Below are 26,520 nucleotides of genomic sequence, written 5' to 3'. Positions count from 1 at the left end.
AATGTCTACACTCGCCATCCGCGACCTGCACGTCACCGTCGAGACGGATCAGGGCACCAAGGAGATCCTCCGCGGCGTCGACCTGACCATCAACACGGGTGAGGTGCACGCCATCATGGGCCCGAACGGTTCGGGAAAGTCCACGCTCGCGTACACGATCTCCGGTCACCCGAAGTACAAGGTGACCCGCGGCAGCATCGAGCTCGACGGGCAGGATGTCCTTGCCATGACCGTCGACGAGCGCGCCCGCGCCGGCCTCTTCCTCGCGATGCAGTACCCGGTGGAGATCCCCGGCGTGACCAACACGAACTTCCTGCGCACCGCCAAGACGGCGATCGACGGCGAGGCGCCCTCGATCCGCACGTGGACCAAAGACGTCAAGACGGCCATGGACAACCTGAAGATGGACCCGTCGTTCGCTGCCCGCAACGTCAACGAGGGCTTCTCCGGCGGAGAGAAGAAGCGCAACGAGATCCTGCAGCTCGAGCTGCTGAAGCCGAAGTTCGCCGTGCTCGACGAGACCGACTCCGGCCTCGACATCGACGCACTCAAGATCGTCTCAGAGGGCGTCAACCGCGCGCACGACAACACCTCGGTCGGTGTGCTGCTGATCACGCACTACACGCGCATCCTCCGCTACATCAAGCCGGACTTCGTGCACGTCTTCGTCGCGGGCCGCGTGGCGGAAGAGGGCGGTCCGGAGCTGGCCGAGCAGCTTGAAGAAGAAGGCTACGTGCGCTTCGTCAGCGAGGGCGAAGACGACACCGACGCCGTGCTGTCCGACGACGCGGCCACGAGCGTACGCTGAAATCATGCCTTCGACGCTCGCTCCCACCCTCTACGACCAGGTCGAAGAGGCGCTGAAAGACGTCATGGACCCCGAGCTCGGCGTCAACGTCGTCGACCTCGGTCTCATCTACGACCTCGCATGGGATGACGAGAACGACGCCCTCATCATCTCGATGACGTTGACCAGCGCCGGGTGCCCGCTCACCGACGTGCTCGAGGATCAGACGGCAGAGGCGCTCGACGGCGTCGTCGAGAGGTTCCGCATCAACTGGGTGTGGATGCCGCCGTGGGGCCCCGAGCGCATCACCGAGGACGGCCGAGACATGATGCGCGCCCTCGGCTTCGCGATATAGCCTTCGCCGTCTCGAAACCCGGCCCGCAGACGTTCGAGGTTTCGAGACGCTCCGCTACGCGGTGCTCCTCAACCCACGACAGGGTGGGTGCTCCTTCAGATCTCGGCTTTCCCCAGGCGCCAGTAGCCCATGAAGGCGACCGCACGACGGTCGACGCCGTGCTCTGACACCAGGTGTCTGCGCAGGGCAGTGATCGCTCCTGCCTCCCCGGCGAGCCAGGCGTAGAGCGGCGCGCTCCTCAGTGCAGCGCCGCCCTTGGCCGCGCGCGGCACCTCCCACAGCGTCTCGTCGTGCAGTTCCTCGACCTCCGAGCCTCTGCCAGGCGGCACGAGCTCGGCGACCGCATCCCGCACCGTCGCGACGAGGTGTCCGTGCCGTCGGTCGTCCGCACGCGCGGCGACGCGTTGGTCGAAGCCGGGATGCTCCGGCAGGTACGCCACGTCGGCGTGATGCGGCACCTCGAGCACGACGACGCCCGTGGCATCCCTCGGCAGCTGCTCGAGAATGACCGCGATCGCCGGCGCCGCCGTCTCGTCACCCGCGAGCAGATAGCTCCCCGTGCGGGCTGGGGGAACGAAGTCGACGCCGAGACTCACGCCGTCATGCCCTTTCACCGGGCCGAGGATGAGCACCTCATCGCCCACCGACGCACGGGCGATCCATGCGGACGCCGGCCCGACGACATCGTGCGACACCATGTCGACATCCACCTCGCAGTCCTCGTTGCGTACGGCGCGGGTGGTGTACGTGCGGAACGGAGGCCGCGCGTCTTCGGGCATCCGCCGCCACCTCGGATACCAGTCATCCCCGGCCGGCATCGCGTCGAGTCCGGTGCCCGACGTGGGGAACACCACCTTGATCCGCTGGTCGTAGCCGGGATCGCCGAAGTCGCACAGCTCGTCACCGACGAACGTGAAGCGCCTGAAGCTCGTTGTCACGTCGCGAATCGCCCCGACCCTGGCGCGGAAGAAGCGCATTGACTCAGCGGGCATCGCTCGCTCCGTTCGGTACGGCGATCGGTGATGCCGCCTGTCCGATGCGACGTGCGTGATGACGTCCGCGGGGGAGTACCAGCGGCGCGCCGGACACCGGATCGGAGATGACCGCGCAGTCAAGGTCGAACACGGCGCCGATGACCTGCTCTGTCATGACCTCGTCCGGGGTCCCCGCCGCGACGATCCGACCGGAGCGCATCGCGAAGACGTGGTCGGCGTAACGCGCTGCGAGGTTCATGTCGTGGAGCACCATCACGATCGTGGTTCCCCTCTCGTGGTTCAGATCGGCGAGCAGGTCCAGCACCTCGACCTGGTGGGCGACATCGAGGAACGTGGTCGGTTCGTCCAGCAGCAGCACCTCCGTCTCCTGCGCGAGAGCCATCGCGATCCAGACGCGTTGACGCTGGCCGCCTGAGAGTTCGTCGACGGCTCGGTCGGCCAGTTCGGTGGTGCCCGTGACGGCGAGCGCCCGCGCGACAGCCTCGTCGTCGCCACCGCTCCACCTGGTCAGGAACCGCTGGTGCGGATGCCGTCCCCTTCCGACGAGATCGGCCACCGCGATTCCCTCTGGGGCCGTCGGAGACTGGGGGAGCAGCCCGAGCGTGCGGGCGATCTGTTTCGTCGGCGTGTCGCGCAGCGCCTTGCCGTCGAGCAGGATGCTCCCGGACTTCGGCGACACGATGCGGGCGAGCGCACGCAACAGTGTGGACTTGCCGCAGCCGTTCGCGCCGACGATCGCGGTGATCCGCCCCGGCGGTACCGTGAGGTCGAGCCCGTCGACGATGATGCGGTCTCCGTAGGCGAGGGTCACATCGTCCGCGACGATGCTGTGCGCTCGGGCCGTGTGGGACTCGGCAAGGTGGGGTTCGGTCATAGGGATGCTCCTCCCGAGCGGTTCATCCTGGTCAGCAGCACAACGAGGTAGGGCGCACCGAGCACCCCGGTGACGACGCCGACCGGGTAGCGGCCGTCGAAGGCGAACTGCCCGACCAGGTCGGCGACCATCACGAGAAGGGCGCCGACGAGCCCCGCCGGCAGCAGGGGAGAGCGGCCGGGACCGACCAGTCGGGCGGCGATCGGCCCCGCCATGAACGCGACGAACGCGATGGGTCCTGCTGCCGACGTGGCGATCGCCAGCAGAACCACCGCGGAGATCATTGCGAGCACCCGCGTGGTCGAAACACGCACCCCGAGCGCTGTCGCCGAGTCGTCCCCGAGTCGCAGAGCGCTCAGCGAACGCCCCTGAGCGAGCAGCAGTGGAGCGAGCACGGCGGCCGCGACGGCGAGCGGCGCCACGCCCGACCAGTCCGCTCCGTTCAGGCTCCCGGTGAGCCACCTCATGGCCGTCTGCAGGTCCCATGCCGCGGCGCGGGAGAGCACGTACGAGACGACACTCTCCAGCATCGCCGCCACCCCGATCCCGATCAGGATCAGCCGGGTTCCCGCGAAACCGCGGCGATTCGCCAGCAGGTAGATCGCGGCAGCGGTCACCAGCGCACCGACCACCGCGAGCAATGAGACGGCCGCACCGTCGAGTGACAGCATGACGATGCCGAACACCGCGGCGGCGCTCGCGCCGGCGCTGATGCCGATCACGTCGGGGGAGGCGAGGGGATTGCGCAGCATGGTCTGGAATGTCGCCCCGGCGATGCCGAATGCGAACCCAGCGAGCAGGCCGAGGCTCGCGCGTGGCAGCCGAAGGTCTCCGACGGTGAAGGACGCCCCAGGCACCGTCTCTCCGAAGATCACCTTGATCACATCGACCGGTCCGTAGAACGTGCGGCCGACCATGAGTGTGACGAGGAACACCACGATCACGGCGACCGCGAGTCCGGAGATCACGAGTGCACTGCGACGAGAGCGCTTCCTGCGGCCGGCGACAACGGCTCGCGCGTCGATGGCAGGTTCGACGGCTCCTTCCGCAGAGCTTCCGACCGTGTCGGCGGTGAGGATACCCGTGCTCACAGTTCCCTCACCCTCTGGCGTCGCACGATCCAGATGAAGAACGGCGCTCCGATGACGGCGGTCACGATGCCGACGTCGATCTCCGTCGGGCGGCCGACCAGCCGACCGACGATGTCGGCCGCCACCAGCAGGGCTGCTCCGACGGCCGCGCTGAAGGGCAGCAACCAGCGATGGTCGGTGCCCACGAGGAGCCTGCAGACGTGCGGCACGACGAGGCCGACGAAGCCGATCGGGCCGGCGATCGCCGTCGCCGCGCCACAAAGCACGACCGCGCCCGCTGACGCGACGAGACGGGAACGAACAACGTTCACGCCGAGCCCCGTAGCGAGCTCGTCACCGAGCGCGAGCGAGTTCATCCCTCGTGCCATCACCACGCACACCACGGCACCGACCACGAGGATGGGCGCGACCGCTCCGATCCGATCCCAGGTCGCGCCACCCACGCCGCCGATCTGCCAGAAGCGGAACGACTCGACCACGTCGACGCGGGGGAGGAGCACGGCACTGACGAGCGAGGTGAATGCAGCGGAGATCGCCGCTCCCGCCAGGGCGAGTTTCAGCGGTGACGCTCCGCCTCTGCCGAGCGACCCGACGGCGTAGACGAACACGGCAGCGACGGCTGCCCCAGCAATGGCCACCGCAAGGTAGGCGTACGGGGACGACATCCCGAAGAACGCGATGCCGATCACGACGGCCAGCGCTGCGCCACTCGTGACGCCGAGGATGCCCGGATCGGCCAGCGGATTGCGGGTCACGGCCTGCATGGCCGTGCCCGACATCGCCAAGGCGGCTCCGACGAGAAGGGCGAGCACGGTGCGGGGAATGCGTGCGACGACGGCGGCGCGTGCCACGGTGCTGGTGTCACCGCCGAGAGCGGCGAGGATGTCGTGCGGTGACACCTCACGCACGCCGAACGCCACCGACGCGGCGCACAGGGCGACGATCGCCGACAGCAGCACGACCATCCAGAGCAGTCGCACACTCGCGGTATTCCGCAGCGCTGCGACCCGTTGCGGCGCCGCGCGCACGTCGGTGGCGGTCAACGGCTCAGCCCAGCGCGTTGGCGAGCAGGGTGAAGTAGTCGTCGATGCCCCAGCCGATCGACAACGCGGAGGGATTCGCCGACGCTGCCAGCGGCGTCGCATTCTTCAGAACCGCGATGTGGCCGGCCGCGATGGCGGGGATCTTCGACAGCAGCGGGTCTGCCTGCAGCTCCTTGATCATGGCTGCGGGGTCGTCGCCGTAGGTGACGAAGAGGTCGACGTCGTCGAAGCGGTCGGCTTGCTCGGCACTCACCGTAGTGTAGAACTCGTCGGTCTTCGCCGATTCCTCCTTCACCACGGTCGGCGTCGGGAGCCCGAGGTCCTCGAGGAAGCCGGGTCGCGTGTCATGGCTCGTGTAGAAGCCGATCTTGCTGTGGTCCTTCGGGTCGATGTACGAGAAGAGGATCTTCTTGCCGTCGAGCACCGGATGCTTCGCCAGCGACGCGTTCACCTCGGAGTGGAGCTTCTTCACGAGCGCCTCGCCCTGCGGCTCGAGCCCGATCGCCTTGGCGTCCATCAGGATCGTGTCCTCGTACGAGGTACCCCACGCCACGTCGGGATAGGCGATGGTCGGCGCGATCTTGGAGAGAGTCTCGTAGTCCTCCTTCGTGAGTCCCGAATACGCGGCGAGGATGACGTCGGGCCTCGAGTCCGCAACCGCTTCGAAGTCGATGCCGTCGGTCTCGTCGAACAGCGTCGGCGTCTTAGCGCCGAGCGTCTTCAGCCGGTCGGCGACCCACGGGTACACGCCCTTGCCCTCGTCACCCCAGGTCGCCTTCGCCATACCGACCGGCACGACCCCGAGCGCGAGCGGCACCTCGCCGTTCGACCAGGCGACCGTTGCGACGCGCTTGGGCTTCGACTCGATGGTCGTGGAGCCGTAGACGTGCTTGATCGTCACGGGGAATGCGGCATCGGATGTCGAGCCTCCGGTTCCCGCCGAGGCGTCGGCGTTCGTCGCGCCGGAGCATCCGGTCAGAAGCAGGGCGGCGGCGGTCACTACTGCCGCTGCGGCGGCGAGGACTGTGCGTCGTGGCACTGGGGTCTCCCATCATCGAGTTAGGTTAGGCAACCCTAACAGCGATCGGAGCATCCTTCGACCGTGCACGTCGGATACCCTTGATGGGCGCCATCGCGCATCACCCCATCACCGCCGACAGAACTGGACCCTGCCTGTGCTCGCCGTGCACGACCTCGAGATCCGCGTCGGCGCGCGCACGCTGATGTCGGGTGTGACGTTCCGCGTCGCGGCCGGCGACAAGATCGGGCTGGTCGGCCGCAACGGTGCGGGCAAGACCACCCTCACCAAGGTTCTCGCCGGCGACGTGCTGCCGAGCGAGGGCAGCGTCGAGCGCTCGGACGAGCTCGGCTACCTGCCCCAGGACCCACGCAGCGGCGACCCGGAGATGCTGGCACGCACGCGGATCCTCGACGCCCGTGGCCTCGGCACGCTCGCTATCGGCATGCACGAGGCGTCGATGGCCATGGCCTCCGACGACGTGGATGCCGCGGCGCGGGCCATGAAGAAGTACGCGAACCTCACCGAGCGGTTCGAGACCCTCGGCGGCTACTCGGCCGAGGCGGAGGCGGCGTCCATCGCCCACAACCTCTCGCTGCCCGATCGCATCCTCGACCAGCCGCTCAAGACCCTGTCCGGCGGTCAGCGTCGCCGCATCGAGCTCGCGCGCATCCTGTTCTCGGATGCAGACACGATGATCCTCGACGAGCCCACGAACCACCTCGACGCCGACTCCGTAGTGTGGCTGCGCGAGTTCCTGAAGGGCTACAAGGGCGGCCTCATCGTCATCAGCCACGACGTCGAGCTCGTGGGCGAGACCGTCAACCGCGTCTTCTACCTCGACGCGAACCGCCAGGTCATCGACATGTACAACATGGGCTGGAAGGCCTACCAGGCGCAGCGCGCGGCCGACGAGGAGCGCCGCAAGAAGGAGCGCGTCAACGCCGAGAAGAAGGCGACGGCACTTCAGCTGCAGGCCGCGAAGTTCGGCGCGAAGGCCACCAAGGCCGCCGCTGCTCACCAGATGGTCGCGCGCGCCGAGCGCCTGCTCTCCGGCCTCGAGGAGGTGCGCCAGGAGGACCGTGTCGCCAAGCTGCGCTTCCCGACGCCCGCGCCGTGCGGCCGCACGCCGATCATGGCCTCCGACCTCTCGAAGAGCTACGGATCGCTGGAGATCTTCACGGCCGTCGATCTCGCCATCGACCGCGGATCGAAGGTCGTCGTGATCGGGCTCAACGGTGCGGGGAAGACGACACTGCTGCGTATCCTCGGCGGCGTCGACCAGCCCGACACGGGCAGCATCGAGCCGGGGCACGGGCTGCGCATCGGCTACTACGCGCAGGAGCACGAGACCATCGACATCGCACGCTCGGTGCTGCAGAACATGGTCTCCAGCTCGCCGAACCTGACGGAGACCGAGGCCCGCAAGGTGCTGGGCTCGTTCCTGTTCACGGGCGACGACGTCCACAAGCCTGCCGGCGTGCTGTCCGGCGGTGAGAAGACCCGTCTCGCGCTCGCGATGATCGTGGTCTCCGGCGCCAATGTGCTGCTGCTCGACGAGCCGACGAACAACCTCGATCCGGCGAGCCGCGACCAGATCCTCGATGCGCTCGCCCACTACGAGGGTGCAGTGGTGCTGGTGTCGCACGATCCGGGAGCGGTCGAGGCGCTGAATCCTGAAAGGGTGCTCATCCTGCCCGACGGCGTCGAGGACCACTGGAACGCCGACTACGCCGACCTGATAGCGCTGGCGTAAGCACTAATCCAGCGGCGTCAGCTCGAGTGGGAAGTCGCGCGCGGCCAGGAACTCGCGCAGGAAGTCGACGTGCTCGTCGCAGGCCAGCCAGGTCTTGCGCCGATCCTCGGAGTGGATGCGCGGGTTGCGCCAGTCGATCCGCCAGGTCGCCGTCGCTCGACATCCCGCCCGCGAGCACGTCTGCGCCTCAGGCTCACCGCCCAGGGCGTCGAGCAGGCTCACGACGCCCGCCCGTCGTGGTCCTCGCCGCTGTCGCCGCCCCCGTCGCCACCATCGCTGCCGTTGGTCCCATCGGTGGGCCGACCGGCATTTCCACGGTCGTCTGAGCCGTCTCCGCGATCGCCGGGGCCGTCGTCGGCGTGGTCATCCGTCGGCTGCGCCTGAGGACCGGCGGGAAGGATGCTTCCCGGGCGCAGAGGAGTGGCGGGGCGAGGCCGCACGGCGTTCGCCACCACGACAGCGAAGTACGGAAGGAACACGGCGCCGGCCGCAGGGATCAGGAGCCACCATCCGCGTACCCAGATCAGCGAGACGATGCAGAGCACACGGATCGACATCATCACCGTGTACTCGAGCATGCGAGTGCGACGCTCGTCAGCGGGGGCGTGCGGCAACGATGTGATCGAGTCGTGTTTCATCGGTGCAGCTCCTGTGCGCGAGCCGCTCGTGCGACCCACCCACCAAGACTACGTGCACTGCACCGGGTCGGATAACGGGGTGATGCCGCGACGATCGGGACCCTAGACTGGGTTGCCGAATCACCACCTGACCCATAAGGACTGCCACATGACGACGCCTCGCACCGTGCTCATCACCGGAGGGAACCGAGGAATCGGCCGCGCGATCGCCGAAGAGTTCGTCGCCCAAGGACACCGGGTGGCGATCACGGCACGAAGCGGCGAAGGGCCGATCGGCTCGCTCACGGTGCGCGCCGACGTCACGGACAGCGCAGAGGTCGATGCGGCGTTCTCGGCGGTCGAGGCCGAGCTCGGCCCGGTCGAGGTGGTCGTGGCGAACGCGGGCATCACTCGCGACACGCTGCTGCTGCGGATGAGCGACGAGGACTTCGACGCGGTGGTCGACACCAACCTCGGCGGCGCCTTCCGGGTCATCAAGCGCGCATCGAAGGGGATGCTCAAGGGTCGATTCGGCCGCGTCATCCTCATCTCCAGCGTCGTGGGCCTCTTCGGGTCTCCCGGGCAGGTGAACTACGCGGCGTCGAAGGCCGGACTGGTCGGCATGGCGCGCTCGCTCACCCGTGAGCTCGGGGCGCGGGGCATCACGGCGAACGTCGTCGCTCCGGGTTTCATCGAGACCGACATGACGGCGGAGCTGACCCCCGAGCAGCAGACCGAGTACATGAGGTCCATCCCCGTCGGTCGCTACGGCCAGTCATCCGAGGTCGCGAAGGCCGTCGCGTGGCTCGCCTCCGACGACGCGTCGTACATCACCGGCGCCGTCATCCCGGTCGACGGCGGCATGGGGATGGGGCACTAAGACCGCACGGATTCCTCCGGCGGGCCGTTCCACAGCAAGCCGGACTAGCCTCGAGACGCCATGAAGGGACCGAGCACCGTGCCGCCGACGCCTGCTTCCGACGCCGTCGCGCGCCGCACAAGCGAGCTGTCGCGTCGCACAACGGCGGGCGGCGTCGCGAAGCCCGCCGCCGTCTACGACACGGTCACCGAAGGCCTCACCGGATGGCAGTTCCTGCGCACCGGACGCTGGATCGGGTACTTCGCGATCGCCCTCGCCTTCGCACTGGTCTGCGCGGGGCTCGCACTCTGGCAGTTCGACAGGGGACGCGGCGCGTCGATCGACAACCACCTCTACGCGGCCAACTTCGCGGCTCCGGCCGTGCCGCTGACGACCGCGCTGCCCACGAAGTCCTCCTACGACCCGAGCCAGGTGTGGCGACGCGTGACGATGAGCGGCACGTGGGATGCCGGACAACAGTTCTACGTGCGCAACGCGGTGCGCAGCGGGGTGACCGGCTTCCAGGTGATCACGCCGCTGAAGCTCGACTCGGGCGGCACGTTCCTGGTGAACCGCGGCTGGGTCTCCGCGACGAGCGATGGAACGAAGCCGACCAGGCGCCCGGCACCTCCGAGCGGATCCGTGGACGTCGTCGCCCGTCTTCAGCCGAGCCAGGCCAAGCGCGGCGAGGGCGGCGTGCAGAACGGGCAGATCGAGTCGGTCGACCTCCAGGAGCTCGCTCCCGTGGTCGGAGGCGACGTGTACTCAGGGGCGTGGGGCGTCATCGTCTCGCCGAGCTCGACCAGCCAAGGACTCTCCCGCGTGCAGGCGTCACCACCGGCGGAGGGCGTCGGGTACCACTACTCGTACATGATCCAGTGGATCCTGTTCATCCTGATCGGGTTCTTCCTGCTCTGGCGCGCTGCGGTGGGAGAGTTCCGCCGCATCAACGCCGACGACCCCGAGGAGCAGCGCAAGGAGGCCGTGCGCGTGCAGAAGGCCGCGTCGAAGGCCTTCACCGACGAGGAGACCGAGGACGAGGCGATCGACGGCTACCTTCCGCTGACTCGCTGGTCGTCGAGGCCGGGTGGCCCCCTCGCGGCAGGTGCACCGGCCAGACCCGCACTGACGGGAACGCCGATCCCATTCGGCGCCGCGCCGGACGACGACTCAAGCGACGCCGAACCCGACGACGTGTACGTGCTGGGGGAGGGCACGACACCTTCGCCGGAAGCCCTCGATCAGACCGGCTCCGGCTCCGTCACGCCCGACGAGTCGTCCGCCGGCGATTCCGAACACCGAGGATGACGAACGCTCAGCCCCGCAGACCGAGCATCGGCAGCACCTGAGACAGGTCCCGCGTGTCGACGGCGACGCTCGCACGCTCCCGCACGGCGGGCTTCGCACAGAACGCCACGGACAGCGCTGACGCCGCCATCATGGCGAGGTCGTTCGCACCGTCTCCGATCGCGACAGTCCTCGAGAGCGGCACACGGGCATCCACTGCCCATTCGCGCAGCGCCTGTTCTTTCGCAGCGGCGTCGATGACGGGTCCCTCGACCCTGCCCGTGAGCACTCCGTCGACCACCTCGAGCCGGTTGGCACGCCAACGGTCCAGATCCAGCCGCGCGGCCAGCGCATCGACCAGCTCGTGAAAGCCCCCTGACACCACGCCGACGATGCCGCCGGCAGCGTGAACACCCGCGACGAGCTCGGGAACACCGTCTGTCACCCTGATGCGCTCCGCCACCTCGTCGAAGACCGAATCGCTCAGGCCCTCGAGGGTCGCGACGCGCTCCCTGAGGCTCTGGCCGAAGTCGAGTTCGCCGCGCATGGCGCGCTCGGTGATCTCTGCGACCATCGAGCGGGTGCCCGCATGCTCGGCGAGCAGTTCGATGACCTCGTCATGGATGAGCGTGGAGTCCACATCGAGCACCACCAGGAATCGGGCCGACGATGCGGGCTCTGCAGTGCTCATGGAACGACGTGGACTCCCTTGCCGACCACGGTGAGGCCGGACGGTGTGACGGTGAAGCCCCGCGCACGGTCGCGCTCGGGGTCGACGCCGATCTTGGCACCCTCGCTCACGATGACGTCCTTGTCGAGGATAGCCCGGCCCACGAAGGCGTTCGGCTCGATCACCGCACGGTCGAAGATCACCGAGTCGACCACATGTGCTCCCGACCCGACCCTCGCCCACGGTCCGAGCACGCTGCGCTCCAGGTGTGCCCCGCTGATCACGGAGCCGAGTGACACGATCGAGTCGATCGTGGTGCCGATCGCGCCGCGCACGTCGCGAACGAGTTTGGCGGGCGGGGAGTTCAGCTGCTGGCTGAAGATCGGCCACTCGTCGTTGTAGAGGTTGAAGATCGGCAGGGCGGACACCAGGTCCTGGTGCGCCTCGAAGAACGAGTCGATGGTTCCCACGTCGCGCCAGTAGTAGCGGTCGCGGTCGGTCGAGCCCGGCACGTCGTTGCGACGGAAGTCGTAGACGCCAGCCTCCTGCCGCGACACGAAGTCGGGGATGATGTCGCCGCCCATGTCGTGGTTCGAGTCGGGACGGTCGCCGTCGCGCTGCACCGCCTCGATGAGAGCCTGGGTGTCGAAGACGTAATTGCCCATGGATGCCAGCACTTCGTCCGGCGAATCGGGGAGTCCGACGGGGTCGCTCGGCTTCTCGCGGAACGCCGCGATGCGCTCGGGGTCGCTCGGGTCGATCTCGAGCACCCCGAACTGGTACGCGAGAGAGATCGGCTGTCTGATGGCAGCGACGGTCGCGGCGGCCCCTGACGCGATGTGCGCGTCGATCATCTGGGCGAAGTCCATGCGGTACACGTGGTCGGCGCCGACCACGACGACGATGTCGGGCTTCTCGTCACGGATCAGGTTGAGGCTCTGCAGAATGGCGTCTGCCGACCCCGAGAACCAGCGCTTGCCGAGGCGCTGCTGCGCGGGAACGGACGCGATGTAGGAGCCCAGCAGACCGGAGAGTCGCCAGGTCTGCGACACGTGACGGTCGAGGCTGTGCGACTTGTACTGGGTCAGCACCACGATCTGGCGAAGCTCGGAGTTGACGAGGTTCGTCAACGCGAAATCGATCAATCGGTATTGGCCGCCGAACGGCACGGCGGGCTTGGCCCGATCCGCCGTCAGTGGCATCAGGCGCTTGCCTTCGCCACCCGCCAACACAATGCCGAAGATCTTCTTGCTCGCCATGACACAACAGTAGGGCCGGTGTGGGCCCCCGGCCAGAGACAGGCCTGAACCTTGTTATGGGAGGCGCGAAATCACCCTGGATGCCGTAGCGTCGACCCATGCGTGTGGATCTCCTGACCCGTGAGTACCCGCCGGACATCTACGGCGGAGCCGGAGTCCACGTCACCGAACTGGTCAGCGCCTTACGTCGGTCGATCGAGGTCCAGGTGCGCTGTTTCGGCGAACCGCGCGACGAACCCGACACGACCGCGTACCGCGTTCCCGAGCAGCTGGTGGGCGCCAACGCGACGCTCGGAACACTCGGCGTCGACCTGCAGTTCGCGCAGGCGACAGAGGGCGCGAACCTCGTGCACTCGCACACCTGGTACGCGAATCACGGTGGCCGGCTGTCGCAGTTGCTGCACGGCATCCCGCACGTGGTCACAGCGCACAGCCTCGAGCCGCTGCGCCCGTGGAAGGCAGAACAGCTCGGCGGCGGCTACCGCGTCTCGAGCTGGGTCGAGCGCGAGGCGTACGACTCCGCCGACGCCGTCATCGCCGTGAGCGAGGGCATGCGTCGCGACATCCTGCGCGTGTACCCGAACGTCGACCCCGCCCGCACGCACGTGATCTACAACGGCATCGATCTCGAGCGCTGGCGCATCGTCGACGACCCCGACCTGGTGCGGTCCCTCGGCGTCGACCCCGACCGCCCCACGGTGATCTTCGTCGGTCGCATCACTCGGCAGAAGGGCCTTCCGTACTTCCTCAGGGCCGCTGCAGCACTGCCGCCGGAGGTACAGCTCGTGCTCTGCGCCGGCGCTCCCGACACCAAGGAGATCATGGCCGAGGTGACCGGCCTGGTGCGCGACCTGCAGGGCACGCGTGACGGCGTGGTCTGGATCGACAGGATGCTCCCGCAACACGAGCTCGCCGCACTGCTCAGCGCCGCGACGGTCTTCGTCTGTCCGTCGATCTACGAGCCGCTCGGCATCGTGAACCTCGAGGCGATGGCGTGCGGCCTTCCCGTCGTGGCGACCGCGACCGGCGGCATCCCCGAGGTCGTCGAAGACGGCGTGACCGGCAAGCTGGTGTCGATCGAGCAGGCGAACGACGGCACGGGAACCCCGCTCGACCCCGAGCGTTTCGTCGCCGACATGGCCGAAGCGCTCACCACTGCGGTCTCCGACCCGCAGCGCGCCCACGATCAGGGAGCAGCGGGCCGCCTTCGCGCCCAGACCCAGTTCTCGTGGTCGGCGATCGCGGACCAGACGCTGGCGCTGTACCGACACCTGGTAGCGCAGTAGGGGCGATCACCCTGGCCTGAGACCATTGGCCCCGACCTATAGGCTAGATCGCATGTCGAACACCGTCCTCTCGCTCCGCTCCGTGTCCGTCGTGCGCGACGGGAACGCGATCCTGGACGACGTGGACTGGACCGTCACGGCCGACCAGCGGTGGGTCATCCTTGGTCCGAACGGGGCGGGGAAGACGACGCTCGTTCAGTTGGCCGCCGCTGCGTCGCATCCGACCTCCGGAAAGGTCGAGGTGCTCGATGAGAAGCTCGGCAAGGCCGAGCTGGCAGAGCTCACGCCGCGCATCGGCTACGCGTCGAGCGCCCTGGCGAAGCGCATCCCGAAGCGGGAGACCGTGCTCGACGTCGTGCTCACCGCGGCGTACGCGGTGACCGGCAGGTGGAACGAGGAGTACGAAGACATCGACACCCGCAGGGCCAGGCGAGTGCTCGCGGAGTGGAAGCTCGACGACCTGGCCGACCGCGCGTTCGGCACCCTGAGCGATGGCGAGCAGAAGCGCGTGCAGATCGCCAGGTCGGTCATGACGGACCCCGAGCTGCTCATCCTCGACGAGCCGGCGGCGAGCCTCGACCTCGGATCGCGCGAAGAGCTCGTCACGCTGCTCGGCGGCTACGCGAGCGACTCACGGTCGCCCGCGATGATCATGGTCACGCACCACGCCGAGGAGATCCCTACAGGCTTCACGCACGTTCTTCTGCTGAAGAACGGCCGCATCGTGGCCGCCGGCCCGCTCGATGAGACCCTCACGTCCGACCGCCTCACCGAGACGTTCGGACTGCCGATCGAGGTCACGTCGCACGACGGGCGCTACGCGGCGAGGGCCAAGGTCGCGACCGAAGGCGCCTGAGCCGTCTGCTAAACTGTTTGTTCGGCCGTGGATGAGAGTCCCGGTCCACCATGCTTCCGTGCCCGACATCCGCGGCGCGTCAAGTCACCAATCCACACTTTCGAGGAAGTCCTGATGAAGTCTGACATTCACCCCGATTACGCGCCGGTGGTCTTCCGTGACCTCGCTTCCGGTGCGACGTTCCTGACCCGTTCGACGGTGTCCAGCGACAAGACGATCGAGTGGGAGGATGGCAACACCTACCCCGTGATCGACGTCGAGATCTCCAGCGAGTCGCACCCGTTCTACACGGGCAAGCAGCGCATCCTCGACAGCGCTGGCCGCGTCGAGAAGTTCAACCAGCGCTTCAAGAACTTCGGCAAGTAAAGATCCTCACGAAAAGGCCCCCGTCGGCGACGGGGGCCTTTTCGCATCCGCTCCGATGTTCGGGGATGCGGCGGGCCGTGGATGTCGTCAGCGGCGCGGCCAGTCGCCGATCGCGACGAAGCCGGGGTCTCTGACCCTGCGCATGTAGGCCTGGAAGTCATCCGCCTGCTCCCGGCACCACCGCACCTGCAGCCGGTGCAACTGCACGGCATCCACGTCCAGTTCGTCGGGGAACGTCTTGGCGATGGCCTGGGCGACGCGTCCCGCGGCGATGGCATCCGCACCGGCGTCGTGCGCGCCGATAAGCCCGACGCCGTAGTGCCCGGCGGTGAGCTCCAGCGTGCGCTTGCCCCTCCGGTACTTGTCGACCGCCTTGTCGATGACCAGCGGGTCGACGATCGGCTCGGGGTCACGCAGCGGCTCGATGCCGTGCCTGCGCGCCTCACGATCGAGCAGCGAGAAGTCATAGGGAGCGTTGTAGGCGACGATGGGGATGCCGCGGTGCAGCAGCGCACGCAGCGCAGCGACGATCTCGCGCACGGCGTCGGGAGCGAAGCGCCCATCTGTGCGTGCGCGCTCCGTGCTGATGCCGTGCACCTCCGTAGCGCCGGGGGGAATGGGAACACCGGGATTCACGAGCCAGTCCAGGCGTTCGATGACGCCGCCCTCGGCATCCAGCAGCCCGACGTGCGCCGAGACGATTCGCGACGTGTCGACGTCGATTCCGGTTGTCTCCAGGTCGAATACGCCGAGTTCGTCGTGCCATCGTTTCATGGCTGCAACGTTATGAGCGACCACCGACGAACCATCGTTGCCGCGCCGCGCTCGGCGGCCTGCCGTTCCCCGCCCGGCCCGCCGACCCACCACTGACGCGCCGACCCACCACCGAAACCGCGCTAACAAGGTGGTGGCTCGGCGACAAAGTGGTGGCTCGGCGGCAGTGTGGTGGCTGGTGGAGAAGGTGGTGGCTCGGCAGGAAAGTGGTGGCTCGGCGGGGAGAGTGGGGAATGAGGGATCCGCGAGACGCTCCACGAGGCGGCGGCGTGTACGGCGCCGGAGGCGACCACGCGCCAACTCGGCCGCGGTGCGCCGGGCGGGGACCGGCGCGCGGACGGCGCAGTCCGGCGCGCGGAACTACTCGATATGGAGCCAGAAGAAGCTCTGGGTGCCCAGCGTCAGGGTGAAGCGGCCGTCCTCTGCGATGGTGGGGAACTGCCCTCCGCCGAACAGGTCGTAGAGCTCGCGTCCGGCGAAGTCCGGGGCGTCGAGGGTGACCGAGACGGGGTTGTGCGAGAACGAGAACACGCACAGCACGTGTTCCGGCTGCTCGCCGAGCACTGTGCCGCTGCCCTTGTAGGAGCGCACGAAGGCGAGCACAGACGAGTGGTCGCTCGGCAGCACCGTGATGGAGCCGAGCCCGAAGACCGGGTGGGCCTTGCGCACGTAGATGACGTTCCTGATCCAGTGCAGCAGCGACCGCGACTGCGCCAGCTGGGCTTCGACGTTCACCTGGTTGAAGTGGTAGACGAGCGACTGCACGACGGGCAGGTAGATCTTGCCGGGGTCCGCGCTCGAGAAGCCGGCGTTGCGGTCGGGCGTCCACTGCATCGGGGTGCGGGACGAGTCGCGGTCGGGCAGCCAGATGTTGTCGCCCATGCCGATCTCGTCGCCGTAGTAGAGGAACGGTGTGCCGGGCAGCGAGAACAGCAGCGCGTGCGCGAGCTCGAGCTCGGCCCGCGAGTTGTCGAGCAGCGGGGCGAGGCGACGACGGATGCCCACGTTGGCGCGCATCCGCGGGTCGTACGCGTACCAGCCGTACATCGCCTGCCGGTACTCCTCACTCACCATCTCGAGGGTGAGCTCGTCGTGGTTCCGCAGGAAGACGCCCCAGCCTGCGCCGTCGGGGATGTCGGTGGTCTCCGACAGCACCCGCACCAGCTCGTCGGCTCGCTGCGACCTGAGGGAGTAGAAGATGCGCGGCATCACCGGGAAGTCGAAGGCCATGTGGCACTCGGGCTCGTCGTCGGTGCCGAAGAACGCGGCGACCTCGCGCGGCCACTGGTTCGCCTCCGCGATCATGACGCGACCGGGGTACTCGTGGTCGAGCATCGCCCGCAGTCGCTTGATGAACTCGTGGGTAGGGGGCTCGCCCTCGCCGTTGCCCTCATCGGACTCGTAGAGGTAGGGGATGGCATCCAGCCTGAAACCGTCGACCCCCATGTCGAGCCAGAACCGCACGATGTCGAAGACGGCATCGTGCACGGCGGGGTTGTTGTAGTTGAGGTCTGGCTGGTGCGAGAAGAACCGGTGGAAGAAGAACTGCCTGCGCTCGGAGTCGAACGCCCAGTTCGAGTCCTCGGTGTCGGTGAAGATGATGCGGATGTCTGGCCACTTGTCATCCGTGTCGCTCCACACGTAGAAGTCGCCGTACGGCCCCTCGGGGTCGCTGCGGGATGACAGGAACCATTCGTGCTGGTCGCTGGTGTGGTTGAGCGGCAGGTCGATCACGACCCGCATGTTGCGCTCGTGCGCCTTGGTGACGAGGTCCTGGAACTCGTCGAGGGTGCCGAACTCCGGCATGATCGCTCGGTAGTCGGCCACGTCGTATCCGCCGTCGCGGAGCGGAGAGCTGAAGAACGGCGGCAGCCACAGCGCGTCGACACCGAGCCACTGCAGGTAGTCCAGCTTCGAGACCAGGCCTTGGATGTCGCCTGTTCCGTCTCCGTTGCTGTCGACGAACGAGCGAACCATCACCTCGTAGAAGACAGCGCGCCGGTACCATTGCGGATCGAGAGTCAGACCTGGCAGCTGGATGGGTGCGGTGAAGGTCACTGGCGATGCTCCTGAGACTTCGGTTGCGCGCGTCCATCGAGTCTAGAACGACGACACAACGGGTCCACCTACACTTGAGCGTGATGTCAGCCCGTCCCGCGTCCTCCGCACACCCCGGTTCGCGCGTTGCGGTCGGCGTCACACCCCGCAGGCACGACCTCGACGTCGACGGAGTGCGCACCGCGTTCTGGGAGTACGGCGAGCAGGATGCAACGACGACGATCGTGCTGGTACACGGTTTCCGCGGCGAGCACCAGGGGCTCGAGCCGATCGCTGCTCGACTGGCGGAGTTCCGCGTCGTGGTGCCCGATCTTCCCGGTTTCGGGGAGTCGGAGCCGTTGGCTCACGGACACGACATCGACGACTATGTGCGGTGGCTGCGCGCGTTTCTCGTTGCGCTGCACCCTGCCGGACGGTTCGTGCTTCTCGGCCACTCGTTCGGGTCGATCGTCGTCTCCGCGACGCTCGCCGACCAGGCAGACCACCCTGCAGATCAACCGGCCTCGGATGAGCCGCATCCGGACATCGTCGTGCTTGTCAACCCCATCGGAGCACCTGCGCTGAAGGGCCCGCGGGCGATCTTCACGCGGCTGGCGATCTTCTACTACTGGCTCGCCGCCGCACTGCCGGAGCGGCTCGGGTTCGCGCTGCTCCGCAACGGCGTGATCGTGCGCGTGATGAGCGAGGCGATGACGAGAACGAAGGACAGGCGCCTACGCGGCTGGATCCACGCCCAGCACGCCGCCTACTTCAGCGCCTTCACGAGCCGCGCGGTCGTTCTCGAGGCATTCAGGGCATCCGTGAGCCACGACGTGTCGGAGTATGCGGCGCGCATCGACGCCTCCGTTCTGCTGGTCGCATCGGACAAAGACGACATCACACCGCTCGTCGCACAGCGCCGGCTGCAGACCCTGTTCCCGAACGCGACGCTTCAGGTCGTCGACGGCGGTGTCGGCCACCTCGTGCACTACGAGGCGCCCGACCGGGCAGCAGCGATGGTGAAGGCCTTCCTCGACGGCGAGGCGGCATGAAGATCGTCTTCGACTGCCGCTACACGCGCATCGGCCGGCACGACGGGATCAGCCGCTACACGGCATCCCTCGTCGCCGAGCTCGCGAAGCTGCACGAGGTCACCATGCTGATCAACGACCGGCGACAGCTCGACATGCTGCCCGACCTGCCGTGGTCGATGGCCGCGTCGCCGACCAGTCCTCTCGAACCGCTCGTCGCTCGACAGGTGAACCGGCTGGCGCCCGACGTCGTCTTCACCCCGATGCAGACCATGGGCTCGATGGGCCGCAGGTACCGGCTCGTGCTCACCGTTCACGATCTCATCTATTACCGCAACCGCACACCACCGCGAGATCTGCCCGCGTTCGTGCGCGGGCTCTGGCGGCTCTACCACCTCGCGTGGTGGCCGCAGCGGATGCTCCTGAACAGGTCTGATGCCGTCGTCGCCGTCTCGGAGACCACTCGCGGGCTGATCGCCGAGCACCACCTCACCCGGCGGCCCGTACACGTGGTGACGAACGCCCCCGACGTTCCGAGCGGGGTGCCCACCGAGCCGAGGGATGCACCGGCGACGAGGTCTCTCGTGTACATGGGCTCGTTCATGCCGTACAAGAACGTCGAGACCCTCGCAAAGGCGACGGCCCTGCTGCCCGGGTACGAGCTGCACCTGATGAGCAGGATCGGCGACGCCGACCGAGAGCGCCTGACCTCAGCGGCGCCGGGCGCCCGCCTCGTGTTCCACAACGGAGCCAGTGACGAGGAGTACTTCGGCACCCTCCTGAACGCCACGGCGCTCGTCACGGCATCGCTGGACGAAGGGTTCGGCATCCCGGTCGTCGAGGCGATGCGCGTCGGCACACCAGCGGTGATCAGCGACATCCCGATCTTCCGCGAGATCGGGGGAGAGGCGGCGGTCTATGCCGACCCTCGCGACCCAGAGGCCTTCGCCGACGCGGTGCGCGGCCTCGAGCAGCCCGGCGAGTGGGCGAGGCGTTCGACGCTCAGCGTCGCGGCGGCATCCCGCTACACCTGGGCGGCATCGGCCGACGCGCTGCTCGAACTGCTTCAGGAAGTCGCGGGGGAGAGGTCGGCGAAGCCGGCCTCGTCCTGAGGGTCATCCCTCTGCGACGGCGTTCCGCGAAGCTGGGGAAACACCGCCTCCTGCAGCGACTCCGCCGGTACGTTGAAGCGCCCCAGTCGCACCATGCCACCCGCGACCTCGAGGTGCGTGAGCGAGAGGTTGAAGATCGGCTCTCCCGGCTCCGGGCGCTCCCCGCCGGTGATGCGCCGCACGATCGAGCCGATCACGGCGCCGTGCGTCACGACCACGATCGCCTCTCCCTCGTGCCGGTCGGCCAGGTGCAGCAGAACGGGCAACGCCCGTTCGACGACCGCGTCTCGCGTCTCCTGCCCTGGGATGCCGTCAGGGAAGTTCTCGGCGATCTCGTCACCGGTCATCCCTTCGGCGGGCCCGAACTCGCGCTCCCGCAGCTCGACGTGCGTGTCCGGATCGTCGAGATCGGAGGCCGCGGCGATGATGCGTGCCGTCTCAAGTGCGCGCACCTGCGGGCTCGCGTACACCCGCGAGTAGCCCGCGAGCGCGATGCTCTCGCCCGCGGTCGCCGCCTGATCGCGTCCGGTGTCGTTGAGCGGAACATCGGTGGAGCCCTGGATGCGCCGCTGCAGGTTCCAGTCCGTCTCGCCGTGCCGCACAAGGGTCAGCAGGGTCCCCCGGCCGCTCGACGCTCCTTCGCCGGCGGTCACTCCCTTCGCGCTCAGCATGCGTGTGCTGCTCGGTCTGTCAGCGCGTCGGCCAGTGCGACGAGAGTCTCGGAGGTGCCGGCATCCAGCTTCAGCGCTGCCCTCGAGTCGCCCTTCGTCGCACCGCGGTTGACGACCACGATCGGCATCTTTCGACGTCGCGCCTGTTCGATCAGGCGGATGCCCGAGTTGACGGCCAGCGACGATCCGGCGACCAGCAGCGCGTCGGCACCGTCGACGAGCTCCTTCGCGGCCTGGAAGCGCAGCGGCGGCACGAACTCGCCGAAGAACACCACGTCGGGCTTGAGCGCACCCCCGCAGACGCTGCACGCCGGGATGACGAAGGAGTCGACATCCGACACCTCTGCGTCGCCGTCAGGGGCGATCGTCACGGCCTCCGGCAACGAGAGCCAGGGATTGAGAGCATCGATCTGGGCGGCGATGTCTTCGCGCGCGAACATCTGACCGCAGTTCAGGCACACCACGCGATCCATCGTGCCATGCAGCGGAACGACCCGCCTCGAGCCGGCGCGAGTGTGGAGGCCGTCGACGTTCTGCGTGATGATTCCCGGCACGACGCCCGCCAGCTCCATGCGCACGAGTGCCAGGTGGCCGGCGTTCGGCTCGGCAGCCCGGAATCGCGTGTAGCCGAGATGGCTGCCGGCCCAGTAGCGCTTGCGCGACCGCTCGTCGTGCAGGAACTGGCCGAACGACATGGGCGTACGACGGGGTGCACCCTCGCCCCGATAGTCCGGGATGCCAGAGTCCGTCGAGATGCCTGCACCTGTCAGCACGGCCACCGAATGGTCTGCCAGGATGTCGATGGCGGACTCGATCGTCGCTTCCGCCGTCACCGCTGTGCTCACACTCGTCCCCTCGTCTTCGGTCAGTGTAAACAGCGGAGTTTTCGAGTTTGTTTCCTGCACCCTGGAAGTCACGCGATGCGCATCATCCCCATCGACACCGTTGACGCGCCCGAGCTGGCCGATTTCGCAAGGCTCACCGACGTTGCGCTGCGGCGAGCGCTCGAGCCTGCCGGCGGACTGTACCTGGCCGAATCGACGAAGGTGATCTCCCGTGCCATCGCCGCGGGGCACGTTCCTCGGTCGGTGCTGGTTCACGATCGCTGGCTGCCCGACATCGAGCCGCTCCTCGCCGGGTTCCCGGAGGTTCCCGTGTACGTCGGGAGCGAGGAGGCGCTGGAGTCCCTCACCGGTTACCACCTGCACCGCGGTGCGTTGGCCGCGATGCATCGCCCGACCCTTCCGCCGCTCGAGCAGGTTCTGGAGGACGCACGGCGCGTTGTCGTGCTCGAGGATCTCGTGGACCACACCAACGTCGGCGCCGTCTTCCGCGCCGTCGCGGGGCTTGGCGCGGATGCAGTGCTCGTCGGTCCGCGCTGCGCCGACCCGCTCTATCGGCGCAGTGTACGGGTGAGCATGGGAACCGTCCTGCAGGTGCCCTGGACGCGCCTCGGCGAGTGGTCGGATGCCGTGCCGCGACTGCACGACGCCGGATTCCAACTGGCAGCGCTCGCCCTTGCGGATGACGCCGTTTCCCTCGAACAGTACGCGGCCGACCCTCCTGAGCGGGTGGCGCTCGTGATGGGTTCGGAGGGCGACGGGCTGAGCCGCAGGGCTCTCGCGGCCGCCGACACCGTCGTGACGATCCCGATGTCGCACGGAGTGGACTCGCTGAACGTGGCGTCCGCCGCCGCCGTCGCGCTCTATGCGCTGCAGGTGCGCTGACCCCACCGCCGTGCCGACCCCACAGCTGTCCCGGCCCACCGCCGTCCTGAGAACGGGCCATAGGAACGGTCCGTAGCATGAAAGGCGTGTCCCACTCGTCCGACAGCGCCCCGAAGCGGCGTCGCCGTTTCCGCCGCCGTCGGATCGTCGTGTTCGGCGCGCTCGCGATGGTGATGGCCGCAGCGGTGTACATCGGGCTCTCGGCGATCGCGCCGCTGCCTGCCGCGGCTGAGGCGGCATCCGGTTCAAGCACGATCACTCCTGCTGCCGTGCAGCCTGCCTTCCCGTCCTGGGGCGGGAGCACGGCCGTCGGGCTCGTCGGGCAGAGCGGGCTCCTTGTGCAGAACGGCAGTACCCAGAGTGCGCCGATCGCGAGCATGACGAAGACGATCACGGCGTTGGTGCTGCTGGACAAGCATCCGATCACCGCAGGCTCAGAAGGACCGACCATCACGTTCACGCAGGCGGATGTCGACATCCTGCAGCAGGTCTGGGACGAGGATGGCTCCTGGGCGCCCGTGCAGGCGGGGGAGCAGCTCACCGAGAAGCAGGCGCTCACTGCGATGCTGTTGCCGAGTGCGAACAACTACGCGATCTCTCTGGCGAACTGGGGCTTCGGATCGGTGCCCGCCTTCCTCACCGCCGCCAACTCGTGGCTGTCAGCGCACGGATTCTCCGGCACCCACCTCACCGATCCCGACGGGCTCGATCCGGGAAGCGTGAGCACCCCGGCCGACCTCGTGGGCATCGGCAAGCTCGTCATCGCCAATCCCGTGTTGTCCACCATCGTCGACACGCCCTCGGCGACGCTGCCCGGCGCGGGCACCGTGAACAACAGCAACGCCCTGCTCGGTCAGGATGGCATCGACGGCATCAAGACAGGCTGGACCGACCAGGCGGGACACTGCCTGATGTTCGCCGCCTCGGTCACTGTGCAGGGACACAAACTGCAGTTGGTCGGGGTGGTCACGGGTGCACCGGAGTACTCCAACCTGTGGCAGGCGGTGCCGGCGCTGCTGAAGAGCGTCGAGAACGGCTTCCACGACGTGAAGGTCGGCACCGCGTCGACCGACTACGGCACGTACCAGAGCGTGTGGGGCGACTCCGCGAAGCTGAAGAGCGAGAGGGCCGGCAGCATCTTCGTGTTTTCGAACACCCCCATCAAGGTCACCGTGCGCTCGGCACCCGTGAAGCTGGCCAACCCAGGAGACGATGTCGGTACCGTCACCTACTCCGGGGCCGGCCAGTCGGTCACCAGCACACTCACCGTTTCGAAGGCGGTGACCGATCCAGGTCTCAGCTGGCGGCTCAGCCACCCGCTGCTGCTGTTCCCGTAGACATCGCGGCGGCGCGCTTCAACCGCGGACAACGCCGCAATGCTCTACCCCTCCCGGTCGACGTCGTAGACGAGTCGTACCAACCCATCGCCGACCGCCTCAGCGGTACGGAGCCGAAGGGCATGTGCGGCACGGCCCGCATGGCCTGCACCGCCCTCGAAGAGCCGTAGACCGCTTCCCAGTACGACAGGGAAGACGATCAGCCGTACCTCGTCGACGAGGTCGTGCTCCAGGAGCGTCTGCACGAGCCGGCGGCTGGCGTAGGTCACGACGTCCCCCGTCAGGTGCCGCTTCAGTTCCGCGACCTCCTCGGCCGGATCGTCCGCGAGCACGGTCGCGTTGCGCCACACCGGCTCGTCGAGCGTGCTCGAGACCACGTACTTCGGCAGGCCGTTGAGCCGATCCGCCCATTCGCCGGTTGCGGAGTTCCACCTCGAGCCGAAATACGCGTCGCTGCGTCTGCCGAGGAGCAGTGCCTCCGCCTGCTGGGCCTCGGCGAACTCGACGGCCGCCCACTCACCGCGGTCGTCCCGCATGAAGGTGTCGAACCATCCTCCGTTCTCCGTGCCGTCTTCACCGGTCGGATCGTCGACGACGCCGTCGAGGGTGATGTTCTCGCTGATGATGAGCCGTGCCATGGGAGTTCTCCGTTCCACTCGTTGATGCGTATGCCGATACCGACATCCACTCGGTGGCGGATTGGGCGTTCCCACACCGCCCAGTTCACGGTTCGGCCGGTGTCTCTACGTCTGCGCCCGGCGTCGATCGGCACGCGAGTCACTGCGAGAAGGGGACTGACAAGATGAGCATCGTGATGGATGACCTGATCACACGTGCACAGGCCGGTGACAGTGCGGCGTTCCGTCAGCTGACCGAACCTCATCTGAACGAGTTGCGCGTGCACTGCTACCGCATGCTCGGCTCGCTTCACGACGCTGAGGATGCCCTGCAGGACACCCTCCTGGCCGCGTGGCAGGGGCTGCCGGGGTTCGAGGGACGGTCATCCGTGCGCACCTGGCTGTACCGGGTGGCGACGAACCGATGCCTCAACCTGCGTCGCTCGACACGTCGTCGCTCCGCGAAGGAATGGAGCGTGCCGGGGGTGACCCCACCGGAGCCGACGCAGCTCGGTGAGGTCGTCTGGTTGGAACCGTTCCCCGATGCGCTCGTGGACACCACCATCGGACCGATCGGTCCCGAGTCCCGATACGAGCAGAAGGATGCGATGTCGATCGCGTTCATCACGGCGCTCCAGCTGCTCCCGCCCCGGCAGGTCGCCGTGCTGATCCTTCGGGATGTGCTCGGCTTCCCGGCGGCGGACGTCGCCGAGATGCTGGGAACGACTGTCGAATCGGTCACCAGCGCACTCAAGCGAGCGAGAGCCAGTGTGCAGCGATCATCGTCCGCCGGGGCGGGCGATCGTGCTCCGGCGGCCGGCTCAGCATCCGAGAAAGCGTTGGTGGCGAGATTCGTCGACGCGTATCAAGCAGGTGACGTCGACGCGGTCGTCGCCCTCCTCACGGATGATGTGTTCATGTCGATGCCTCCGATGGCCCTCGAGTATCAGGGCAGGGATGCCGTCGGCCGGTTCTGTGCGTTGCTGTTCGGGTCCGGCAGGCACTTCGACCTCGTCCCGACGCGGGCCAACGGGCAGCCGGCATTCGGCATCTACACCCGAACGCCGGACGGCACTGCCATCGGCACAGGACTCATGGTCATCGCCCTCGCGGGGGATGGGGTCGCGGCGCTGACCAGGTTCGAGAGTTCCCTGCTCTCCGCGTTCGGTCTGCCCGATGCGCTTGCCGTGACGTAGAACGACCCTCACATCGCCGCGGTCTCGTCGCCGGGCAGTGTCACCGGTGCCGGCTCCGGACGCTTCGGCAGCATGTTGTCTCCGCTGGAGACACCCTTGATGCGGCGAACGATCCACGGCACGAAGTACTCTCTCGCCCACGACAGGTCCTCGGCTCGAGCCTGACGCCACGAGCGTTCGGGCAGAGCCTCTGTCTCCATCGGTTGCAGGTCGTTCGACACCTCGAGGGTGGCGAGAACCATGCGTGCGACGGTGTGGTGGCCGAGCGGATTGAGGTGCAGTCGATCGGCTGACCACAGACGCTGGTCCTGCAGTTCGGTCAGCGCCCATTGGTCTGCGACAAGGCATCCGTGTTTCTCCGCCGCCTTGCGGACGTTCTCGTTGTAGATCGCGACTTTGCCGCGGATGGCCTTGAACACGGGGGAGAAGCCCACGTCGACACCGGTGAAGGCGACGATCGTGGCGCCGGTGACGGAGAGGCGGGTGAGGACGTCGTCGAACAGCGCACCGATCTCGTCGGGGTCGGTACCAGGACGAAGCACGTCGTTGCCGCCGGCCGAGATGGTGATGAGGTCGGGTTCGAGGGCGATCGCGGCCTCGACCTGATCATCCGCGATCTGCCGGATCAGCTTGCCGCGCACGGCGAGGTTCGCATACGCGAAGTCGTCGGTGCTGCGGGCCAGCACCTCCGCGACCCGGTCGGCCCATCCGCGATGCCCGCCTGGGGCGTTCGGATCGGGATCGCCGATCCCTTCAGTGAACGAGTCGCCGAGAGCGACGTACCGATGAAAGGGATGCAGCGGTTCCGTCATGGGTTCCATTCTGCTCCGCACGCGGTCGCCGCTTCCTGCTTCAGCGACGCGACGCTCCGTGAACTGTCACCGGCACCCGGTACCGTG

The 26,520-nt window shown here is 67.7% G+C and carries 28 protein-coding genes; 13 read left to right on the top strand and 15 right to left on the bottom strand.

Annotated features, from left to right (window positions below; genetic code table 11):
* The first annotated feature begins 1 nt into the window (after position 1).
* Both sufC and ACYVDN_RS03670 read left to right on the top strand, forming a co-directional pair.
* Positions 2-808 (top strand): ABC transporter ATP-binding protein, encoded by an 807-nt coding sequence (sufC, locus tag ACYVDN_RS03675; protein WP_460568555.1) that lies wholly within the window; start codon positions 2-4, stop codon positions 806-808.
* A 4-nt stretch (positions 809-812) separates the two neighbouring features.
* Complete coding sequence (locus ACYVDN_RS03670; protein WP_460568553.1) at positions 813-1,142, top strand: metal-sulfur cluster assembly factor; 330 nt, start codon at positions 813-815, stop codon at positions 1,140-1,142.
* Between the two features lie 95 nt (positions 1,143-1,237).
* Here ACYVDN_RS03670 and ACYVDN_RS03665 read toward each other — a convergent pair whose 3' ends face one another.
* From ACYVDN_RS03665 to ACYVDN_RS03645, 5 genes are all read right to left on the bottom strand, one after another.
* Complete coding sequence (locus ACYVDN_RS03665) at positions 1,238-2,134, bottom strand: siderophore-interacting protein (RefSeq protein WP_460568551.1); 897 nt, start codon at positions 2,132-2,134, stop codon at positions 1,238-1,240.
* Positions 2,124-3,011: an ABC transporter ATP-binding protein gene (locus tag ACYVDN_RS03660; RefSeq protein WP_460568549.1), complete on the bottom strand. Its 888-nt coding sequence runs from the start codon at positions 3,009-3,011 to the stop codon at positions 2,124-2,126. The genes ACYVDN_RS03665 and ACYVDN_RS03660 overlap by 11 nt, the downstream gene beginning before the upstream one ends.
* Positions 3,008-4,036, bottom strand: coding sequence for a FecCD family ABC transporter permease (locus ACYVDN_RS03655; RefSeq protein ID WP_460572228.1), 1,029 nt, complete (start codon positions 4,034-4,036; stop codon positions 3,008-3,010). The genes ACYVDN_RS03660 and ACYVDN_RS03655 overlap by 4 nt, the downstream gene beginning before the upstream one ends.
* A gap of 62 nt (positions 4,037-4,098) precedes the next feature.
* On the bottom strand, positions 4,099-5,145 hold the full coding sequence (locus ACYVDN_RS03650) for a FecCD family ABC transporter permease (protein WP_460568547.1): 1,047 nt from the start codon (positions 5,143-5,145) through the stop codon (positions 4,099-4,101).
* Between the two features lie 4 nt (positions 5,146-5,149).
* Positions 5,150-6,184: an iron-siderophore ABC transporter substrate-binding protein gene (locus ACYVDN_RS03645; RefSeq protein ID WP_460568545.1), complete on the bottom strand. Its 1,035-nt coding sequence runs from the start codon at positions 6,182-6,184 to the stop codon at positions 5,150-5,152.
* Positions 6,185-6,320: 136 nt separating this feature from the next.
* Between ACYVDN_RS03645 and ACYVDN_RS03640 the strand changes: the two genes are divergently transcribed.
* Complete coding sequence (locus ACYVDN_RS03640) at positions 6,321-7,919, top strand: ABC-F family ATP-binding cassette domain-containing protein (protein WP_460568543.1); 1,599 nt, start codon at positions 6,321-6,323, stop codon at positions 7,917-7,919.
* A gap of 3 nt (positions 7,920-7,922) precedes the next feature.
* Here the strand turns inward: ACYVDN_RS03640 and ACYVDN_RS03635 are convergent, their stop codons facing one another.
* Both ACYVDN_RS03635 and ACYVDN_RS03630 read right to left on the bottom strand, forming a co-directional pair.
* Positions 7,923-8,141 carry a hypothetical protein gene (locus tag ACYVDN_RS03635; protein ID WP_460568541.1) on the bottom strand — a complete coding sequence of 73 codons (219 nt, stop codon included), beginning with the start codon at positions 8,139-8,141 and terminating at the stop codon, positions 7,923-7,925.
* Positions 8,138-8,557, bottom strand: a complete 420-nt coding sequence (locus ACYVDN_RS03630; protein WP_460568539.1) for a DUF3099 domain-containing protein — start codon at positions 8,555-8,557, stop codon at positions 8,138-8,140. The genes ACYVDN_RS03635 and ACYVDN_RS03630 overlap by 4 nt, the downstream gene beginning before the upstream one ends.
* Before the next feature lie 148 nt (positions 8,558-8,705).
* On the opposite strand from ACYVDN_RS03630, the gene fabG reads away from it, so the two are divergent.
* Both fabG and ACYVDN_RS03620 read left to right on the top strand, forming a co-directional pair.
* Complete coding sequence (gene fabG / locus ACYVDN_RS03625; protein WP_460568537.1) at positions 8,706-9,416, top strand: beta-ketoacyl-ACP reductase; 711 nt, start codon at positions 8,706-8,708, stop codon at positions 9,414-9,416.
* Positions 9,417-9,476: 60 nt separating this feature from the next.
* Entirely contained in the window at positions 9,477-10,703 is a 1,227-nt protein-coding gene (locus tag ACYVDN_RS03620; protein ID WP_460568535.1) for an SURF1 family cytochrome oxidase biogenesis protein, read from the top strand.
* Positions 10,704-10,710: 7 nt separating this feature from the next.
* Here the strand turns inward: ACYVDN_RS03620 and serB are convergent, their stop codons facing one another.
* Positions 10,711-11,373, bottom strand: coding sequence for an HAD family hydrolase (gene serB, locus ACYVDN_RS03615; protein WP_460568533.1), 663 nt, complete (start codon positions 11,371-11,373; stop codon positions 10,711-10,713).
* Positions 11,370-12,611, bottom strand: a complete 1,242-nt coding sequence (locus ACYVDN_RS03610) for a glucose-1-phosphate adenylyltransferase (protein WP_460568531.1) — start codon at positions 12,609-12,611, stop codon at positions 11,370-11,372. The genes serB and ACYVDN_RS03610 overlap by 4 nt, the downstream gene beginning before the upstream one ends.
* Before the next feature lie 98 nt (positions 12,612-12,709).
* Here ACYVDN_RS03610 and glgA point away from each other — a divergent pair, with 98 nt between their 5' ends.
* From glgA to ACYVDN_RS03595, 3 genes are all read left to right on the top strand, one after another.
* A complete protein-coding gene (glgA, locus tag ACYVDN_RS03605; RefSeq protein ID WP_460568529.1) occupies positions 12,710-13,897 on the top strand; it encodes an alpha-maltose-1-phosphate synthase in 1,188 nt (395 codons plus the stop codon).
* A gap of 52 nt (positions 13,898-13,949) precedes the next feature.
* Positions 13,950-14,753, top strand: coding sequence for an ABC transporter ATP-binding protein (locus ACYVDN_RS03600; RefSeq protein WP_460568527.1), 804 nt, complete (start codon positions 13,950-13,952; stop codon positions 14,751-14,753).
* A 114-nt stretch (positions 14,754-14,867) separates the two neighbouring features.
* Positions 14,868-15,119, top strand: a complete 252-nt coding sequence (locus ACYVDN_RS03595; protein WP_460568525.1) for a 50S ribosomal protein L31 — start codon at positions 14,868-14,870, stop codon at positions 15,117-15,119.
* 87 nt (positions 15,120-15,206) lie between these two features.
* Here the strand turns inward: ACYVDN_RS03595 and ACYVDN_RS03590 are convergent, their stop codons facing one another.
* Together ACYVDN_RS03590 and treS are read right to left on the bottom strand one after the other, a co-directional pair.
* Positions 15,207-15,893: an exonuclease domain-containing protein gene (locus ACYVDN_RS03590; protein ID WP_460568523.1), complete on the bottom strand. Its 687-nt coding sequence runs from the start codon at positions 15,891-15,893 to the stop codon at positions 15,207-15,209.
* 360 nt (positions 15,894-16,253) lie between these two features.
* Positions 16,254-17,951: a maltose alpha-D-glucosyltransferase gene (gene treS / locus ACYVDN_RS03585; RefSeq protein WP_460568521.1), complete on the bottom strand. Its 1,698-nt coding sequence runs from the start codon at positions 17,949-17,951 to the stop codon at positions 16,254-16,256.
* Between the two features lie 83 nt (positions 17,952-18,034).
* On the opposite strand from treS, the gene ACYVDN_RS03580 reads away from it, so the two are divergent.
* A complete protein-coding gene (locus ACYVDN_RS03580; RefSeq protein WP_460568519.1) occupies positions 18,035-18,982 on the top strand; it encodes an alpha/beta fold hydrolase in 948 nt (315 codons plus the stop codon).
* Positions 18,979-20,073: a glycosyltransferase family 4 protein gene (locus tag ACYVDN_RS03575; protein ID WP_460568517.1), complete on the top strand. Its 1,095-nt coding sequence runs from the start codon at positions 18,979-18,981 to the stop codon at positions 20,071-20,073. Before ACYVDN_RS03580 ends, ACYVDN_RS03575 begins: the two co-directional genes overlap by 4 nt.
* Here the strand turns inward: ACYVDN_RS03575 and ACYVDN_RS03570 are convergent.
* Together ACYVDN_RS03570 and ACYVDN_RS03565 are read right to left on the bottom strand one after the other, a co-directional pair.
* Positions 20,028-20,744, bottom strand: coding sequence for a histidine phosphatase family protein (locus ACYVDN_RS03570; RefSeq protein ID WP_460568515.1), 717 nt, complete (start codon positions 20,742-20,744; stop codon positions 20,028-20,030). The two genes, ACYVDN_RS03575 and ACYVDN_RS03570, sit on opposite strands and share 46 nt — an antisense overlap.
* Positions 20,738-21,589 (bottom strand): SIR2 family protein, encoded by an 852-nt coding sequence (locus tag ACYVDN_RS03565; protein WP_460568513.1) that lies wholly within the window; start codon positions 21,587-21,589, stop codon positions 20,738-20,740. The genes ACYVDN_RS03570 and ACYVDN_RS03565 overlap by 7 nt, the downstream gene beginning before the upstream one ends.
* 75 nt (positions 21,590-21,664) lie before the next feature.
* Between ACYVDN_RS03565 and ACYVDN_RS03560 the strand changes: the two genes are divergently transcribed.
* Positions 21,665-22,471: a TrmH family RNA methyltransferase gene (locus tag ACYVDN_RS03560; RefSeq protein ID WP_460568511.1), complete on the top strand. Its 807-nt coding sequence runs from the start codon at positions 21,665-21,667 to the stop codon at positions 22,469-22,471.
* Between the two features lie 86 nt (positions 22,472-22,557).
* Positions 22,558-23,808, top strand: coding sequence for a D-alanyl-D-alanine carboxypeptidase family protein (locus ACYVDN_RS03555; protein ID WP_460568509.1), 1,251 nt, complete (start codon positions 22,558-22,560; stop codon positions 23,806-23,808).
* A gap of 44 nt (positions 23,809-23,852) precedes the next feature.
* Here ACYVDN_RS03555 and ACYVDN_RS03550 read toward each other — a convergent pair whose 3' ends face one another.
* Positions 23,853-24,446 carry a dihydrofolate reductase family protein gene (locus tag ACYVDN_RS03550; protein ID WP_460568507.1) on the bottom strand — a complete coding sequence of 198 codons (594 nt, stop codon included), beginning with the start codon at positions 24,444-24,446 and terminating at the stop codon, positions 23,853-23,855.
* A 164-nt stretch (positions 24,447-24,610) separates the two neighbouring features.
* Here ACYVDN_RS03550 and ACYVDN_RS03545 point away from each other — a divergent pair, with 164 nt between their 5' ends.
* Positions 24,611-25,621, top strand: coding sequence for a sigma-70 family RNA polymerase sigma factor (locus ACYVDN_RS03545; RefSeq protein WP_460568505.1), 1,011 nt, complete (start codon positions 24,611-24,613; stop codon positions 25,619-25,621).
* 8 nt (positions 25,622-25,629) lie between these two features.
* Here ACYVDN_RS03545 and ACYVDN_RS03540 read toward each other — a convergent pair whose 3' ends face one another.
* Complete coding sequence (locus tag ACYVDN_RS03540; RefSeq protein ID WP_460568503.1) at positions 25,630-26,433, bottom strand: SGNH/GDSL hydrolase family protein; 804 nt, start codon at positions 26,431-26,433, stop codon at positions 25,630-25,632.
* Positions 26,434-26,520: the final 87 nt, after the last annotated feature.

The organism is Humibacter soli (assembly GCF_054779035.1).
The sequence above is the reverse complement of the archived record's forward strand: the minus strand, read 5'-3'. Positions and strand labels throughout refer to the sequence as shown.